Origin of the sequence: uncultured Photobacterium sp. (assembly GCF_947502415.1) — a bacterium.
GTDB lineage: Bacteria > Pseudomonadota > Gammaproteobacteria > Enterobacterales > Vibrionaceae > Photobacterium.
This window is the reverse complement of the sequence record NZ_CANMZV010000006.1, coordinates 225,988-241,126: the sequence shown is the minus strand read 5'-3', so window position 1 is coordinate 241,126 and position 15,139 is coordinate 225,988. Positions and strand designations below refer to the sequence as shown.

Annotated in this window: 14 protein-coding genes and 1 pseudogene; 10 read left to right on the top strand and 5 right to left on the bottom strand. The window is 51.3% G+C overall.

Annotation, left to right across the window (positions count from 1 at the left end; genetic code table 11):
- Window positions 1-5 precede the first annotated feature (5 nt).
- On the bottom strand, window positions 6-1,322 hold the full coding sequence (gene rhlB / locus Q0852_RS09120) for an ATP-dependent RNA helicase RhlB (RefSeq protein ID WP_299017356.1): 1,317 nt from the start codon (window positions 1,320-1,322) through the stop codon (window positions 6-8).
- Window positions 1,323-1,435: 113 nt separating this feature from the next.
- Between rhlB and trxA the strand changes: the two genes are divergently transcribed.
- From trxA to fre, 6 genes and pseudogenes are all read left to right on the top strand, one after another.
- Window positions 1,436-1,762: a thioredoxin TrxA gene (gene trxA, locus Q0852_RS09115; RefSeq protein ID WP_299017354.1), complete on the top strand. Its 327-nt coding sequence runs from the start codon at window positions 1,436-1,438 to the stop codon at window positions 1,760-1,762.
- Between the two features lie 198 nt (window positions 1,763-1,960).
- Window positions 1,961-3,226, top strand: coding sequence for a transcription termination factor Rho (gene rho, locus Q0852_RS09110; RefSeq protein WP_299017352.1), 1,266 nt, complete (start codon window positions 1,961-1,963; stop codon window positions 3,224-3,226).
- A 261-nt stretch (window positions 3,227-3,487) separates the two neighbouring features.
- The gene (locus tag Q0852_RS09105) at window positions 3,488-4,465 is read left to right on the top strand and encodes a hypothetical protein (protein ID WP_299017349.1); all 978 of its coding nucleotides are present in this window, start codon (window positions 3,488-3,490) and stop codon (window positions 4,463-4,465) included.
- Window positions 4,466-4,599: 134 nt separating this feature from the next.
- Window positions 4,600-6,459, top strand: a complete 1,860-nt coding sequence (ubiD, locus tag Q0852_RS09100) for a 4-hydroxy-3-polyprenylbenzoate decarboxylase (RefSeq protein ID WP_299017346.1) — start codon at window positions 4,600-4,602, stop codon at window positions 6,457-6,459.
- A 66-nt stretch (window positions 6,460-6,525) separates the two neighbouring features.
- A pseudogene (locus Q0852_RS09095) lies at window positions 6,526-6,776 on the top strand (2Fe-2S iron-sulfur cluster-binding protein).
- A 9-nt stretch (window positions 6,777-6,785) separates the two neighbouring features.
- Window positions 6,786-7,496: an NAD(P)H-flavin reductase gene (gene fre / locus Q0852_RS09090; RefSeq protein ID WP_299017344.1), complete on the top strand. Its 711-nt coding sequence runs from the start codon at window positions 6,786-6,788 to the stop codon at window positions 7,494-7,496.
- Between the two features lie 51 nt (window positions 7,497-7,547).
- Here the strand turns inward: fre and Q0852_RS09085 are convergent, their stop codons facing one another.
- Window positions 7,548-8,420 carry a carboxylate/amino acid/amine transporter gene (locus Q0852_RS09085; RefSeq protein ID WP_299017341.1) on the bottom strand — a complete coding sequence of 291 codons (873 nt, stop codon included), beginning with the start codon at window positions 8,418-8,420 and terminating at the stop codon, window positions 7,548-7,550.
- 148 nt (window positions 8,421-8,568) lie between these two features.
- Complete coding sequence (locus tag Q0852_RS09080; RefSeq protein WP_299017339.1) at window positions 8,569-8,991, bottom strand: universal stress protein; 423 nt, start codon at window positions 8,989-8,991, stop codon at window positions 8,569-8,571.
- Window positions 8,992-9,305: 314 nt separating this feature from the next.
- On the opposite strand from Q0852_RS09080, the gene ftnA reads away from it, so the two are divergent.
- The 4 genes from ftnA (at window position 9,306) to Q0852_RS09060 (ending at window position 12,864) form a co-directional block, all read left to right on the top strand.
- Entirely contained in the window at window positions 9,306-9,833 is a 528-nt protein-coding gene (gene ftnA / locus Q0852_RS09075; protein WP_299017335.1) for a non-heme ferritin, read from the top strand.
- 67 nt (window positions 9,834-9,900) lie between these two features.
- Window positions 9,901-10,239: a universal stress protein UspB gene (gene uspB, locus Q0852_RS09070; protein ID WP_299017333.1), complete on the top strand. Its 339-nt coding sequence runs from the start codon at window positions 9,901-9,903 to the stop codon at window positions 10,237-10,239.
- A gap of 192 nt (window positions 10,240-10,431) precedes the next feature.
- Window positions 10,432-11,532: a mechanosensitive ion channel family protein gene (locus Q0852_RS09065; protein WP_299017331.1), complete on the top strand. Its 1,101-nt coding sequence runs from the start codon at window positions 10,432-10,434 to the stop codon at window positions 11,530-11,532.
- 144 nt (window positions 11,533-11,676) lie between these two features.
- Window positions 11,677-12,864, top strand: coding sequence for an NAD(P)/FAD-dependent oxidoreductase (locus Q0852_RS09060; protein ID WP_299017329.1), 1,188 nt, complete (start codon window positions 11,677-11,679; stop codon window positions 12,862-12,864).
- Between the two features lie 117 nt (window positions 12,865-12,981).
- Here Q0852_RS09060 and Q0852_RS09055 read toward each other — a convergent pair whose 3' ends face one another.
- Both Q0852_RS09055 and Q0852_RS09050 read right to left on the bottom strand, forming a co-directional pair.
- Entirely contained in the window at window positions 12,982-13,557 is a 576-nt protein-coding gene (locus Q0852_RS09055) for a TetR/AcrR family transcriptional regulator (RefSeq protein ID WP_299017327.1), read from the bottom strand.
- Window positions 13,558-13,624: 67 nt separating this feature from the next.
- Window positions 13,625-15,061 carry a coniferyl aldehyde dehydrogenase gene (locus tag Q0852_RS09050; RefSeq protein ID WP_299017325.1) on the bottom strand — a complete coding sequence of 479 codons (1,437 nt, stop codon included), beginning with the start codon at window positions 15,059-15,061 and terminating at the stop codon, window positions 13,625-13,627.
- Window positions 15,062-15,139 lie beyond the last annotated feature (78 nt).

The following is a 15,139-nucleotide window of genomic DNA, read 5'->3' as shown; positions in this document are numbered from 1 at the left end:
ATATCTTATTGTTGTTTCTGTTGCTGAGGGCGGCGACGGTTGCGCTGGCGCGATTGTCCTTGGCGCGACTGGCCCTGGCGGGATGAACTGCTGCGACGGTTGCCACCCTGACGCGGTGCGCGCGGGATGCTTACCGGTGCAGGTAGATCATCAAGCAGTGCATCAGCATCATACTTAGATTGCGGGATCGCATGTTCGATATAAGTTTCGATCGCCGGCAGGTTGATCGCATATTGCTCACACGCAAAGCTGATCGAGTGACCGCTGGCACCTGCACGGCCGGTACGGCCAATACGGTGAACATAGTCCTCGGCATCATCAGGTAGATCATAGTTGAAGACATGGGTTACCTGTGGGATGTGAAGGCCTCGGGCTGCCACATCCGTTGCTACCAGAATATCCACTTCGCCGTTAGTAAACTGTTCAAGGATACGCACGCGTTTTTTCTGCGGAACGTCACCAGTTAGCAGGCCAACACGGTGTTTGTCGGCAGCAAGGTGAGCCCAGATGTCTTCACAGCGGTGCTTGGTATTCGCAAACACAATGGCGCGATCTGGCCATTCTTCCTCAATAAGAGTCTGAAGCAGGCGCATTTTGTCTTGGTTTGACGGGTAGAACAGCTCTTCCTGGATGCGGTGACCGGTTTTCTGCTCCGGTTCAACAATCACGCTTTCAGGGTTGTTCATATGCTCGAAAGCCAGCTCTTTCACGCGGTAGGACAGCGTGGCTGAGAACAGCATGTTCAGGCGTGCTTTCGGTGTCGGCATGCGGCGGAACAAGAAGCGGATATCCTTGATGAAGCCAAGGTCGAACATGCGGTCGGCTTCGTCAAGCACGACAACTTGGATCGAACGAAGGTCGATAACACGCTGTTTGTAGAAGTCGATGATACGGCCACAGGTGCCGATCAGGATATCTACGCCTGCTTCGAGTGTCTTCTGCTGTTTCTCGTAAGCTTCGCCACCGTATGCCAGACCTGCAGTCAGGCCAGTGCTTTCAAGAAGCGGTTTAGCATCGTTGTAAATCTGGATTGCTAGCTCGCGAGTAGGTGCCATAATGATGGCACGGGGATGGTTAGTCTTGCGGTCTTCCGTTGCCGGAGTGAGTAGCAAATGGTTAAAGGTCGCAGTCAGGAACGCCAGGGTCTTCCCTGTGCCTGTTTGAGCCTGACCTGCAATGTCTCGGCCGGTGAGCACTACCGGCAATGCCAGAGCCTGGATCGGTGTACAATTGTGGAAACCTTTGGCTTCCAGGCCTTGTAAAACCGTAGGGTTTAAACCCAGGTCGGCAAATTTCTGCTCTGTGATGTGAGTCGTCTTCATTCGTATAGAATATCAGCTTAGGGTTGCAATACGAAACGGATTCCATTCAAATAGGGCAACGATTTGCTGGTTAAAATAAAATCAGCCAAGAAAATCAACCATTGGAGTGGAAGATGAGCGACAAGATTGTGCAGCTGACAGACGCAAGTTTTGACAGCGATGTGATTAATGCTGCAGGCCCTGTATTAGTAGATTTTTGGGCTGAATGGTGTGGTCCTTGCAAAATGATTGCCCCAATTCTTGACGAAATCGCGGACGAGTACGAAGGCAAGCTGACTATCGGTAAGCTAAATATCGATCAGAACTCAGCGACACCGCCAAAGTTCGGTATCCGTGGTATTCCAACACTGTTGCTGTTTAAAGATGGCGGAGTGGCAGCTACTAAGGTAGGTGCACTATCTAAGAGCCAGCTGAAAGAGTTCCTGGACGCGAACCTATAAGCAAGCTTTTACCCGAACCGTGCGCAATTTCTCAGTTGTGCATGGTTTGACTTCCGACTATGCTAGACGGACGCAATGTTTAGTGCTAACTTATTGCACGTAAATTTTATATTTGTTCATTCCTTGACCAGCCCCATTGGTCAACTCTATCTCAACTAACATAGAACCCCGATTTTGACTGACAAGAAACCCACCACTATGAATCTTACAGAACTGAAAAACCAACCTATTTCGAAGTTGGTTGCGCTTGGCGAAAGCTTAGGATTAGAAAACCTGGCGCGTTTGAGAAAACAAGACATAATCTTCTCTATTCTCAAACAGCATGCAAAAAGTGGTGAGGACATTTTTGGCGATGGTGTTCTAGAGATCCTTCAAGATGGCTTCGGCTTCCTTCGCTCTGCAGACAGTTCTTACCTTGCCGGTCCTGACGACATCTACGTTTCTCCTAGCCAAATCCGCCGATTCAACCTTCGTACTGGTGACACAATCTCCGGTAAGATCCGTCCTCCGAAAGATGGCGAGCGCTATTTTGCACTGTTGAAAGTCAATGAAGTTAACCACGACAAACCTGACAACGCGCGTAACAAGATCCTGTTTGAAAACCTGACTCCGCTGCACGCGAACGATCGCATGCGCATGGAACGCGGTAACGGTTCGACAGAAGATATCACGGCTCGTGTTCTGGACCTGGCTTCACCTATCGGTAAGGGCCAGCGTGGTTTGATCGTAGCACCGCCAAAAGCGGGTAAAACTATGTTGTTGCAGAACATTGCCCAGAGCATTGCCTACAACCACCCAGAATGTGAGCTGATGGTGCTTCTTATCGACGAACGCCCGGAAGAAGTAACGGAAATGCAGCGCCTGGTTAAGGGTGAAGTAGTAGCATCGACATTCGATGAGCCAGCTTCTCGTCACGTTCAGGTAGCGGAAATGGTTATCGAGAAGGCGAAGCGCCTGGTTGAACATAAGAAAGACGTAGTGATCCTGCTGGACTCTATTACTCGTTTGGCTCGTGCTTACAACACCGTTGTGCCTTCATCTGGTAAGGTACTGACCGGTGGTGTGGATGCGAATGCACTGCACCGTCCTAAGCGTTTCTTCGGTGCGGCACGTAACGTTGAAGAGGGCGGTAGCCTGACTATCATCGCGACGGCGCTGGTTGATACCGGTTCGAAGATGGACGAAGTCATTTACGAAGAATTCAAGGGTACAGGTAACATGGAGCTGCACCTGTCTCGTAAGATTGCCGAGAAACGTGTTTTCCCTGCAATTGACTTTAACCGCTCTGGTACTCGTCGTGAAGAGCTGCTGGCTAAACCAGACGAGCTACAGAAGATGTGGATCTTGCGTAAGATTGTTCACCCGATGAACGAAACTGACAGCATGGAATTTTTGATCGACAAGCTGTCGATGACCAAGACCAACAATGAGTTCTTTGACGCGATGCGTCGCCAGAAGTCGTAAGATTTCTTGGTATAAACTCACAGTTTTTGCAAACGCCACCTTGTGTGGCGTTTTTTATTGGGTGGTGTTCCTGCATAATTCATTTAAATGATATTTAATTAAATAGTATTCGATTGCATATCATTTTGAGAGCGGTCACAGAGTGCGTAACTGTTGACGCTCAACCCGCAGCGGAAAGCGAGCCAGGAGGGCGAGTTATTGCGGATGGTTGGATGAATGCGTTCCTCACCATAAGGAGGTGACATGCGACAAGGATGGTGCATGCTTTTATTGCTTCTGGCGGCTGGTTTGAATCCGGCTGGCGCCGCAGAAGTAACCGAACAACAGGTAACGCAGGCCGTTGCCTCTCCTCAGGTTCATATCAGGGCCTCAGCCCTTAAGACCCTCTATGACAACAGCGATATTCAGGCGCTGGAGTTTAATCTTTCCCAACTTCCCCTTTTACAGCAGGAAGCGGTACGAGCTCGGCTGGTAGAGTATGCCGTTGACAGCGGCGAGCTGGATCAGAGCAAAGCGGACTGGCTCCAGGCTCAGGCTGAGCGTAAGCCGGCATTTACCGTAGTCGAGCAGGGGGATGGGTATCAGGTCACTAAGTCTGCTTTTTATTACGGCGCCAAAGCGCGTGGTCTGGTGACGAAGTGGCAGCAGCACCTGCTGGCAGGAGAAATGCTGATACAGGCTGAAGCCGGTCAGTTGACTCTTTCTTCATGGCTGGTGGGGGATTTGCAAGCGCAGGCCAACCGCCGCGATATTTTTATCCAGCAGCTGCCAAAATTGTCACCAGAGGCGGTTGATAGGTTGGTGGCGCAGTTTTCTACTGACAATAAGTTGATGTGGCTACCGGATAACGGTGTGATTGCCCATTTGGCGGCAGCATCCGGAGACGAGGAGCTTTACCGTCTGCTGTGGCGGCGGCGAACAGATTCCTTCAGCCAGGGCGAATTGAACCGGCTGGCAGCACAGGCTCCGGCTCCAGATGCTGTCGTACAATTAATGGCGGCGACAAGCAATCCGTCGCTGAAGGCACAGGCGTATAAGGCCCTGATCAATTTGCAGCCGCTGCCTGTTGCAGCCCGAGAGTTTCTGGTTGAAAAGTTGGGTGAGGCTGAAGATGGTCACCTGGTTGCAATGGAGTTAGTGCAGCAGGGATATTTGGATTGGCTCGAGCAGCTGGCATCGGCCACGCCAAACAAGGTATTGCTGAATAACTTCAGGGCGGCCCAAGCCCAGATGCCATGATATTAACCACACTGATTTTACGGTGTCCTCAGGTTAACAACTCGTTATAATGATTCTACTTTTTTACAGTTCCCGGCAGGTTATGTGGCCGACCGGGAGCTGTCGCGTTCAGCTGAGTGGATAACAACGAGCCTATGAAATTTAAGGATCTGCGAGAGTTCATTGACTACCTGGAGCAGGGAGGTCAGCTCAAACGTATTAAGCGGCCTGTCGATCCGAACCAGGAAATAACCGAGATTTGCGACCGAACGCTGCGTGCGGGCGGTCCGGCCCTGTTGTTTGAAAACCCGATCGGCTATGACATGCCGGTATTGGCTAACCTATATGGCACCCCTGAGCGAGTGGCGATGGGAATGGGCCGGCAGGATGTCCGGGAGCTGCGTGATGTCGGTAAATTGCTGGCCTACCTGAAAGAGCCTGAGCCACCTCGAGGGTTCCGTGATGCGATCGATAAGCTGCCGGTGTTCAAGCAGGTATTGAACATGCCTGCCAAGCGACTGCGTAAGGCGCCATGCCAACAGGTGGTTTGGGAAGGCGATGACGTCGACCTCGATAAAATCCCGGTGATGAGCTGCTGGCCGGGCGACGTCGCACCGCTGTTGACCTGGGGCCTGACGGTCACGAAAGGGCCGAATAAGAAGCGCCAGAACCTGGGGATCTACCGCCAGCAGAAACTGGGCAAGAACAAGATCATCATGCGCTGGCTGGCCCACCGTGGCGGTGCGCTGGATTTGCGTGACTGGATGGAAACCCATCCTGGTGAGCCGTTCCCTGTGTCGGTTGCATTCGGTGCTGATCCGGCGACTATTCTCGGGGCTGTAACGCCGGTGCCGGATACTCTGTCGGAGTATGCCTTTGCTGGCTTGCTGCGGGGTAGTAAGACCGAGGTTGTTAAAAGCATCAGTAATGACCTGGAAGTGCCAGCCAGTGCCGAAATCGTGCTGGAAGGCTATATCGATCCGAACGAGTTTGCCGACGAAGGCCCTTATGGCGACCACACCGGCTACTACAATGAGGTCGAGCGCCATCATGTGTTTACCATTACACACGTTACGATGCGCAAGGATCCTATCTACCACAGTACCTATACCGGCCGCCCGCCCGATGAACCGGCGGTGCTGGGGGTGGCATTGAACGAGGTGTTCGTGCCGATCCTGCAAAAGCAGTTCCCGGAAATTGTCGATTTCTACCTGCCGCCGGAGGGGTGTTCCTACCGGATGGCTGTGGTGACAATGAAGAAACAGTACCCGGGCCATGCTAAGCGGGTGATGATGGGGGTATGGTCCTTCCTGCGCCAGTTCATGTACACCAAGTTCGTGATTGTCTGTGACGATGACGTCAACGCGCGCGACTGGAATAGTGTTATTCAAGCAATGACAACCCGGATGGACCCAGCGCGTGATACGGTGATGATTGAAAATACCCCGATCGATTCACTGGATTTTGCTTCGCCGGTTGTTGGCCTTGGCTCTAAGATGGGGCTGGACGCAACAATAAAATGGGAAGCTGAAACCGCGACTTCGCCCGTGTCCATTCGCCCGTCAACAGAACTGTTTGATAGCGAAGTGCTTACTCACTCCGTCTTGAAGCAATTTCCGGAGGTTGTGGATTTTTACTTACCGACGGAAGCCGATACTAGCGGGATGGCCATTGTGACCATCAAGAAAACCGCGGCAGGCCATGCCCAGCGTGTCATGAATGGCATCTGGCCGTTATTGGATCCCCATATGGATACCAAGTTCATCATTATCTGTGATGATGATGTGAATGCGCGTGACTGGAACGATGTCATCTGGGCGGTTACTACCCGGATGGATCCAAGTCGCGATACCCTGTTGGTAGGCAATAGTCCTACGGGCTCAAGGATGGGGCTGGATGCTACCAATAAGTGGCAGGGTGAGGTTGATCGTGAATGGGGAATTCCTATCAGCAAAGACCCGGATATCGTCGCCAAAATTGACGCGATCTGGGATGAGCTGGAAATTCTGGATTAAGCCAGATTTAAACAAATAAGAATGTGGCCGGATTACCTTGGTAACCCGGCTTGATGAAAAATCTATATGCACCAAGTACGCCTGTTGCCTCATGATATTACGTTTACTGCTGATGAGCAGGAAACGGTGTTGCAGGCAGCGCTCAATGCAGGCGTCGCGTTTCCTAACCGGTGTCAGGTCGGGGCATGTGCCGAAAGATATCTGGCGAGATAAGTTACCAGCTTGAGCCTATGCTTACTGAAAAGGAGCAAGCCGAAGGTTGGATCTTTACCTGCCAGGCCACGGTCAAAAGTGACTTGGCACTAGAGTTAGACTAGAGGAATACAATGTCCATCAAATGTGAAGTTAAGTCAGTAGAATCGTTAGCATGCAATACTTACCGTATTCTGTTGCAGCCCGAACATAAGATTGAATTCAAAGCGGGCCAGTATTTGCTGGCGGTGATGGGAGAGAAGGATAAGCGTCCGTTCTCGATTGCCAGCAGCCCTTGTCGTGAAGGTGAGCTGGAGCTCCATATCGGTGCTGCTGAGCACAATCCGTATGCGATTGAAGTGGTTGAGGCAATGAAGGCAGCCAAGGACAATGGCCATCCGTTTGAGATTGAGGCCCCGCACGGTGAGGCGTGGGTACGAGAAAACAGCGACAAACCGCTGCTGATGATTGCCGGCGGTACCGGTTTTTCCTATGTTCGCAGTATTTTGGATAACTGTCTGAGCCGCGGAGTGTCTCAGCCGATTTTTGTTTACTGGGGGGGACGTGATGCCTGCCAGCTGTATGCGCACGATGAGCTTCTGGCACTGTCCGAGCAGCACAGTAACCTGACTTATGTACCGGTGGTTGAAACCGCTCCGGATGGTTGGCAGGGCAAAACCGGTAATGTACTGGAAGCTGTTAGCGATGACTTCGTCAGTCTGTCAGCTTATGACATTTATCTTTGTGGTCGTTTTGAAATGGCTGGCGCGGCGCGTGAGCAGTTCACTGCTGAAAAAGGTGCTGAACGAGACCGGATGTTTGCTGACGCATTTGCATTTATCTAAGTAAAAAGGCGAGACATCTGTCTCGCCTTTTCTTTATCAAGTGACTTGAACTTACGCTCGGGCCATTTCCACCTTTCGCTTTACCCAGGTTTCATTAACCCACAGTGATGCCATGATGATCACTCCGCCGATGATTAGGCGCGGGTAGTCGACCTCACGGTTCCAGATCACGATGTTCACAATAAGACCCGCCGGAACCAGAGCATTGTTCATGATGGCCAAAGCGCCGGCGTTAACCAGGGTTGCCCCTTTGTTCCAGATGAAATAGCCAAGCCCCGAGGCTATGGTGCCGAGATAGAGCAAGATCCCCCACTGGGTGTTTGTGGTCGGCAGTTTGTCGATATTGCCAAACAGCAGAAACATGGGCAGGGCGACGCAGATGGCGCCGAGGTAGAACAGCCCGAAGACCGTATGCTGTGGTAGCTCAGCGTTTTCTTGCTCCATGGTTCGTTTGTAACCGACCTGACCGATAGCAAAGCACAGGTTTGCGCCCTGGACGATGCAGAAACCTATAATGAAGTTCTCGTTGATCCCTTCAAACTTGATCACCGCGGCGCCGATGACGGCAATGGCGGCGGTTAACAGGTACCAGGCTGAAAACTGTCGATGTAGCAGATCGTAGATCAGTGTGACATAAATCGGAGTAAAGATAGTAAACAGTAAGACTTCCGGCACGCTCAGGTAAAGGAACGACTGGTAATAGAAGCAGTACATCAGCCCGAGCTGGAATGCGCCGACGGCCATCAGCTTGAGAGCCAGCTTGGGGTGCAGGTGTTGTTTTCGCAGGAATGGCAGAAACACCAGTGCTGCCAGGACGACCCGGGTAAGTACTGAGAACCAGGCATCGACCTGCCCGGCCAGGTAAACCCCGATCAGGCTGAAGGAAAAAGCCCAGAGCAGGGTGACTGCAGATAAATATCCCATATCAATAACTAGCTAAAATCCATAAAAATATAGCGTAGTGTAACGGAATTAGCTGTGCTGAAATATGGATAATCAATGTGGGTATTGCTGGTCGGGTGAGTCGCGGCGACCATTGCAAGTGATCGCCGGCTTGATGGGAAGCGTGAGCTTATTTTAGCGGAATCATCAAGAGATCGACTGGGGTATGGTTGAGCAGCTGTTTGGCTGACGACAGGATTTTGCTCCAGAAGTCCTGGTGATGGCCGCAGACAACCAACTCGACATCAATATCATTGATCGCATGGCAGATTTCGTCGCTGAGATCGCCGCTGCCGACTAGGGTATGGGAAACCGGGTAGTTGGCCTTGGCGGCCAGAGACTGTAGCTGCTTTTGGGCATCATCTGCCATCCGGTGCTGGGCATCGGAGAGATTGATATCAATCAGCCCGGTATAGAGCTCGGCATAGTTGACGTCAATATGGATAAGGGACAGTTTGGCATCGAGTTCACGGGCTAAGTTAGCGGCTTTAGTCACCAGGGTGTAGCTGTCATCCGAGAGGTCGATTGCGACCAGTATATGTTTGTATGCCATACCTTTTGCTCCTTCATCCTTATTATGTTGTTTTCATGCTAGCACCGAGTTTCGCTGAATAATATCGCTCAGATCGCATCCTGATAGGCTTGGCTTAGGCTGTGCAGGAAGGTAGTTCAAATTCTTATTATTCAGTTTGGTATTAAAGGTCTGAGGTGGTGCTTGTGTTGGGAAGCTGGGAGGGTGAGCCGGATAATTAATCTTGGCTATTTCTTTGAGTTGCATTATCAACTTTGCATTGTGACAATGGTTTATCCACGATTTCATACCTAACGGTGAGATTGGTATAAACTAGAATATATAGGAGTAGTAAGATGTTAGCTCAAGCAATGGTGGAAAAACTCAACGAGCAAATCAACTTGGAGTTCTTTTCTTCGAACCTTTACTTGCAGATGAGTGCCTGGTGTGAAGATAAGGGTTTCGATGGTGCCGCCGCATTTTTGCGTGCTCATGCCGTTGAGGAAATGGAACATATGCAGCGTTTGTTTACGTATGTTAGTGAAACCGGTGCGATGCCAATCCTGGGTGCGATTGAAGCACCTAAGCACGAGTTCACATCTCTGGGTGAGGTATTCCGCGAAACGTATGAACACGAGCAGTTTATTACTGACAAGATTAACAAACTGGCTCATGTTGCGTTTACAACTCAGGACTACTCTACGTTTAACTTCTTGCAGTGGTATGTGGCTGAACAACACGAAGAAGAAAAATTGTTCAAAGGCATTCTAGATAAGATTGAACTGGTGGGTGAAGACGGTAAAGCCTTGTTCTTCATCGATAAGGATCTTGCCGAGATGGCAAAAGCTGAGTCCACATCGGTAATGGATACACAGGCTGGCTAATAGTGGCGTGGGCGTGCCTGTCACGCCCCTCAATGACCCTGCCAGCATCTCAGTTTCGGGGGTTGTTATGATTAGTGGTGATGCACTCTTATTCGCTCTCTTTTTGGTCGCAGTCGTTAATATTTCTCGCTATGTAAGTACCTTGCGTACCTTACTTGCGGTGATGCGCGAATGTGATCCACTGCTTTACCAACAGGTTGACGGACCGGGGTTTTTCTCTTCCCACGGGAATGTGTCCAAGCAAATTCGCCTGTTTCATTATATCCGTAGCCAGCAGTACCAGAATCACCATGATCCGGTATTCATGGAAAAATGTATTAAGGTCCGCAAGCTGTTTATTCTGGCAAGTACTTTCTTGATGGTCTTTATCGTTGCCATTTTTGTCGTGGCCTACCTGGGTATTTGAACTCCCCAAGCGTTCTCATTCTCCTTGCGCTGAACATGCAGGATTTATTCTGAATCCTGCATCTTGGGGTTGCTTGGGTATAATTGGCTACAAATGTGTCATTTGCTGCATAGGTTGCGTTTTTTTATTGCCAGTTCAACTGGTTGCGATTAGTTTATCGCCGTTTGAATTGGAGTATGAAAGACGGTTTCTATGAACAGAGTGTATCAATGGTGGAATGCCCTGGAGCAAGGGGTCAGTCACGATTGGATGTCGAATGTCGGCTTGCTGTTATTGCTTAGCGCTTGTCTGTGGGCAATGTGGTTGATGGTTACCCGCCACCTGACTGTGGCTGCTGATAAAACTCGCCTGGTGTGGGATGATGCGTTGGTTGGTGCGGTGCGTCGTCCGGTGAGTTGGCTGATCTGGTTATGGCCAGCGGCATTTTCTATCGGGGTTATTATCGACAATACCTCCGATTACCCTTCAGATTTTCTTTCAGTCGTGCGCCATCTTATGTTGGTCTGGACCTTTATCTGGGTGCTGTTGCGGCTGATCACCAATGCTGAAAATGCAATTAGCGAAACCGCGAAGGATGTCACGACCATCAACGCGATTTCCAAGATCCTGCGCTTGTTTGTGCTGGTGATCGGCGGATTGGTGATGATGCAGAATTTGGGGCTGAGTCTTTCCGGGGTGCTGACGTTTGGTGGGGTTGGTGGCCTGATTGTCGGTATGGCAGCCAAAGATTTGCTGGCCAACTTTTTCGGTGCGATCATGATTTACTTTGATCGCCCGTTTAAGCTGGGTGATTGGATCCGTAGTCCGGACCGCCATATTGAGGGGACGGTCGAGCGTATTGGTTTCCGGATGACAGTGATCCGTACTTTCGACAAACGCCCGTTGTATGTACCCAACTCAGTATTTAGCTCGATTGTGGTCGAGAACCCGTCGCGGATGCTTAACCGTCGGATCAAACAGAAGATAGGTCTGCGCTATCAGGATGCGGCGGTCGTGGGGGATGTGGTGCGTGACATCAAGCAGATGCTTCAGCAGCACCCTGATATCGATACTAACCAGACGATTATTGTGAGTTTTGATAATTACGGCCCGTCTTCGCTCGATATACTAGTGTACAGCTTTACCAAAACCACCCATTGGGTTGCCTATAAAGAAATCCAGCAAGATGTGATGCTGAAGATTGTCGAGATTGTCCGGAACCATGAAGCGGGCTTTGCCTTCCCGACCACAACGGTCCACTTACCGGATGGCGAACCTGTCAGGGAAGAGATGCTGGCTTCTGCCGTGCGGTAACGGATTCAGTTTGGTATTCGCTGCCCGGGTAGGTAGAATAGCCCGAGCTATGAGGGATGCAGACCAATCGGTTCTGGCATCCCTTTTTCATTGCGTAGCAAAAAAGATTTTGTGAAATAACTGGTTAGCAAGAACGGTACTGAGATGGCAGACAAGTTTGATGTGGTGATTATAGGGGCCGGTGCGGCAGGGCTAATGTGTGCGGCTGAAGCCGGCAAACGAGGCCGCTCGGTGCTGGTGGTTGACCATGGTAAGAAGCCGGGGCGAAAAATCCTGATCTCGGGAGGCGGTCGCTGTAACTTCACCAACTATGACGTGGCTGCCAACAACTATGTTTGCCGTAACCCGCATTTCGTCAAATCGGCATTGTCGCAATACACTCAGTGGGATTTTATTGCCATGATTGCCAAGCACGGCATCGCTTATGAGGAGCGCGATCATGGTCAGTTATTCTGTGAAGATTCCGCCAAAGAGATTGTCAGTATGCTGCTGGCGGAGTGTGACCTGCCGACGGTTGAGCAGCGTTACCGTTGTGATGTTCATGATATCAGTAAGACTGAGGCCGGTTTTAGCCTCAAGCTGAATACCGACACCGTAGAGTGTGAATCACTGGTAGTGGCGACTGGTGGCCTGTCGATGCCTAAGCTGGGCGCAACCCCGTTTGGTTACCAGGTTGCCGAGCAGTTTGGCCTGAAGATGGTGCCGACCACTGCCGGCCTAGTGCCGTTTACCCTGCACAAGGAAGAGAAAGTGGCTTTTGCTGAGCTGTCAGGGATTGCGATCCCGGCGGTTGTCGAGGCAGAAGACGGTACGACATTTAAGGAAAACTTGCTATTTACCCACCGCGGGTTGTCAGGCCCAGTGGTTTTGCAGATCTCTTCTTATTGGACGCCGGGGCAGAAGGTAAAGATTGACCTGTTGCCGGAACTGGAACTGGCTGAGACACTGACCACTATGCGTGAGAAACACCCGAATCAGAGCTTGAAAAACTCCCTGTCTCGCCTGCTGCCAAAACGCCTGATTGAAGTGTTGATTGCCCGTGGTGATATTCAGGATAAGCCGCTTAAGCAGTTCAATCCGAAAGACATTACGGCAATGGCAGACTATTTCCATCAGTGGCAGATCGCGCCAAACGGCACCGAAGGTTACCGTACTGCCGAGGTAACTTTGGGCGGGGTAGATACCGATGAGCTTTCTTCTAAGACGATGGAAGCGAAAAAGGTTCCAGGCCTGTATTTTGCCGGTGAAGTGATGGATGTCAGTGGCTGGCTGGGAGGCTATAACTTCCAGTGGGCATGGAGCTCTGGCTTTGTTGCCGGGCAGCATGCCTGATAATGTGTAGGAATAATAATAGATTCTACACAGATAAAAGAAGCTAAGAAGTAACAAGCGGCGCCTCGGGCGCCGTTTTTGTCTCTGCTGAAATTGTGAATGCCAGGGACTGATGCCTCAGCTTTTAACTGGGGAAAGCCCCTGCCACAGAATTTGGAATGCACCGTCCTGATAGCTGCGCTGGTGGGCCAGATCAGGTTGTTCGATAAATAAATTCGCGCAGGCCAGGTAATGGTTGTGGCAGAAGTTGAGGACAAGATCCAGCGGTAGCGGGGCGAGCAGCTGTTGGTGCTGGGCTTGTTTGATTTGTTCAACCAGGAAATTCATGGTGGCCACCATCAGCTCCTGATGCTGGCTGGTATAAAACTGTGGGTCGTGGGCGATATGCAGCAGGAAGCGAAGTTTTTCCGGATTAGCTTGTGCCCATTGCAGGGCTTGTTGCCAGTAATGGCGTACTTGCTGGCGGGGAGCTTGCTGATGAGGACATTGCTGCATGGCTTCGCCCAATTCTGATTTGATGCTGCTATAGAGACAAAGAACCAAACTTTGCTTGCTGGGAAAGTGGTGGAACAGGGTGCCGGTTGCGACATTGGCCTCCTTGGCAATGCTGGCCGTCGAGGTAGCCTGAATTCCCTGATGGACAAAAAGCCGAAGTGCGCTGTCGAGAATTTGCTGTTTTTTGCTATAGCCCATAGTACCCGTTGTCGGTCAGTTGGGCCCCGGTTTTGAAATCATCCGGGGCCGGGAGTGCGCGCAGTGGCTAGCGCAGGAAAAAAGCCAGCATCAGTTTTTGGATCCAACCGCCGTAGGGCGGGGTGACGAGCTTAGCGGTTGTGAACTTGCCGCGGCTAAGGACGGTTTTGGCTTTGGAGAAGGTTTCGAACCCTTCCTTGCCGTGGTAATGCCCCATGCCGGAATGACCGATTCCGCCAAAGGGGGCGTCATCGGCTGCAACGTGAAACAGGGATTCGTTGATGCACATTCCGCCGGAATGAGTGGTCGCCTTGACCTGCTGCTGCAAGGTCGGATCGAAGCTCATCAGGTAGAGAGCCAGTGGGCGCGGTCGCTGGCGGATATATTCGAGAGCCTGGTCGAGCTGCTTATAGGGGATCACTGGCAGCAGCGGACCGAAAATTTCTTCCTGCATTAAAGTCATGTCATCACTGGTATTGAGGACCAGGTGGGTGATCATCCGGTGCTGCTGGTCAATACGGGCCCGGTCGTGGCATGGGATCACCTTGGCACCTTTGTCCTTGGCCTCGTTGAGCCAGTCGAGCAAACGCTGGTACTGGCGCTCGTTGACTACGGAGGCGAAGTCCTGACTGACAACGCCTTCCGGGTACATGGCACTGAATTGTTTTTGATATTCAGCAACAAAGTCATCCACTTTTTTCTCGGGAACCAGTACGTAGTCGGGGGCGACGCAGATCTGGCCGGCATTCATACTTTTACCGTAAATCATCCGTTCTACGGCGGTATCTAATGGCATATCCGGCGCGATCAGAGTCGGTGTCTTGCCGCCCAACTCCAGGGTGACAGGGGTCAGGTTGTCAGCGGCTGCATGCATAACATGGCGGCCGACGGCGGTGGAGCCAGTAAAGAGCAGGTGATCAAACTGCAGGGCAGTAAAGGCCGCAGCAGTATCGGCCTCGCCTTCAAACACGGCTACTTCGTCGTGGCTGAAAGTTTCGTTTAGTAGCTGGCGAAGCACTGAGTTGGTTTGCGGGGTAAACTCGCTCAGTTTGATCATTGCCCGGTTACCGGCGGCAACGGCTGAGATCAGCGGACCGATGCTGAGCATAACCGGGAAGTTCCAAGGCACCACGATACCGACTACGCCTAGGGGCTGGTAGATCACTTCAACCTTGGCTGGAGCCAGCAGGATTCCGGCGTGGCGACGGGACGGCTTCATCCATTTTTTTAGGTGCTTGAGGGTGTAGTTGATGTTCATAACGCACGGCAGGATATCGGCCATCAGGCTATCGTGCTGGCTGCGTCTGCCATAGTCCCGGTTAAGTGCATCGCACAGTGGCTGCTTGAATTTCAGAAGAGATTGTTTAAGCGCTTTGAGTTTGTCGCGTCGCTGTTGCAGTGTCGGCATGGGAGCAGCCATGAAACGGGCCCGTTGTTCCTGTAGGGTCTTATCCATTACGGCGCTGTCCAAGCGTTCGGGGGATACGTTTTCTACCGCTGTCATTGCCTTGCTCCTTCGCTGCCTGTGTGCCTGATTAACAAAAAACCGACTAGTCAGTCGGTTTTAAGTATAGCGGTTAAA

What these genes read in the sequence shown, in the direction of transcription:
- rhlB (WP_299017356.1), bottom strand. Translation starts at nt 1,322, where the DNA reads ATGAAGACGACTCACATCACAGAGCAGAAATTTGCCGACCTGGGTTTA.
- trxA (WP_299017354.1), top strand. Translation starts at nt 1,436, where the DNA reads ATGAGCGACAAGATTGTGCAGCTGACAGACGCAAGTTTTGACAGCGAT.
- rho (WP_299017352.1), top strand. Translation starts at nt 1,961, where the DNA reads ATGAATCTTACAGAACTGAAAAACCAACCTATTTCGAAGTTGGTTGCG.
- Q0852_RS09105 (WP_299017349.1), top strand. Translation starts at nt 3,488, where the DNA reads ATGCTTTTATTGCTTCTGGCGGCTGGTTTGAATCCGGCTGGCGCCGCA.
- ubiD (WP_299017346.1), top strand. Translation starts at nt 4,600, where the DNA reads ATGAAATTTAAGGATCTGCGAGAGTTCATTGACTACCTGGAGCAGGGA.
- fre (WP_299017344.1), top strand. Translation starts at nt 6,786, where the DNA reads ATGTCCATCAAATGTGAAGTTAAGTCAGTAGAATCGTTAGCATGCAAT.
- Q0852_RS09085 (WP_299017341.1), bottom strand. Translation starts at nt 8,420, where the DNA reads ATGGGATATTTATCTGCAGTCACCCTGCTCTGGGCTTTTTCCTTCAGC.
- Q0852_RS09080 (WP_299017339.1), bottom strand. Translation starts at nt 8,991, where the DNA reads ATGGCATACAAACATATACTGGTCGCAATCGACCTCTCGGATGACAGC.
- ftnA (WP_299017335.1), top strand. Translation starts at nt 9,306, where the DNA reads ATGTTAGCTCAAGCAATGGTGGAAAAACTCAACGAGCAAATCAACTTG.
- uspB (WP_299017333.1), top strand. Translation starts at nt 9,901, where the DNA reads ATGATTAGTGGTGATGCACTCTTATTCGCTCTCTTTTTGGTCGCAGTC.
- Q0852_RS09065 (WP_299017331.1), top strand. Translation starts at nt 10,432, where the DNA reads ATGAACAGAGTGTATCAATGGTGGAATGCCCTGGAGCAAGGGGTCAGT.
- Q0852_RS09060 (WP_299017329.1), top strand. Translation starts at nt 11,677, where the DNA reads ATGGCAGACAAGTTTGATGTGGTGATTATAGGGGCCGGTGCGGCAGGG.
- Q0852_RS09055 (WP_299017327.1), bottom strand. Translation starts at nt 13,557, where the DNA reads ATGGGCTATAGCAAAAAACAGCAAATTCTCGACAGCGCACTTCGGCTT.
- Q0852_RS09050 (WP_299017325.1), bottom strand. Translation starts at nt 15,061, where the DNA reads ATGACAGCGGTAGAAAACGTATCCCCCGAACGCTTGGACAGCGCCGTA.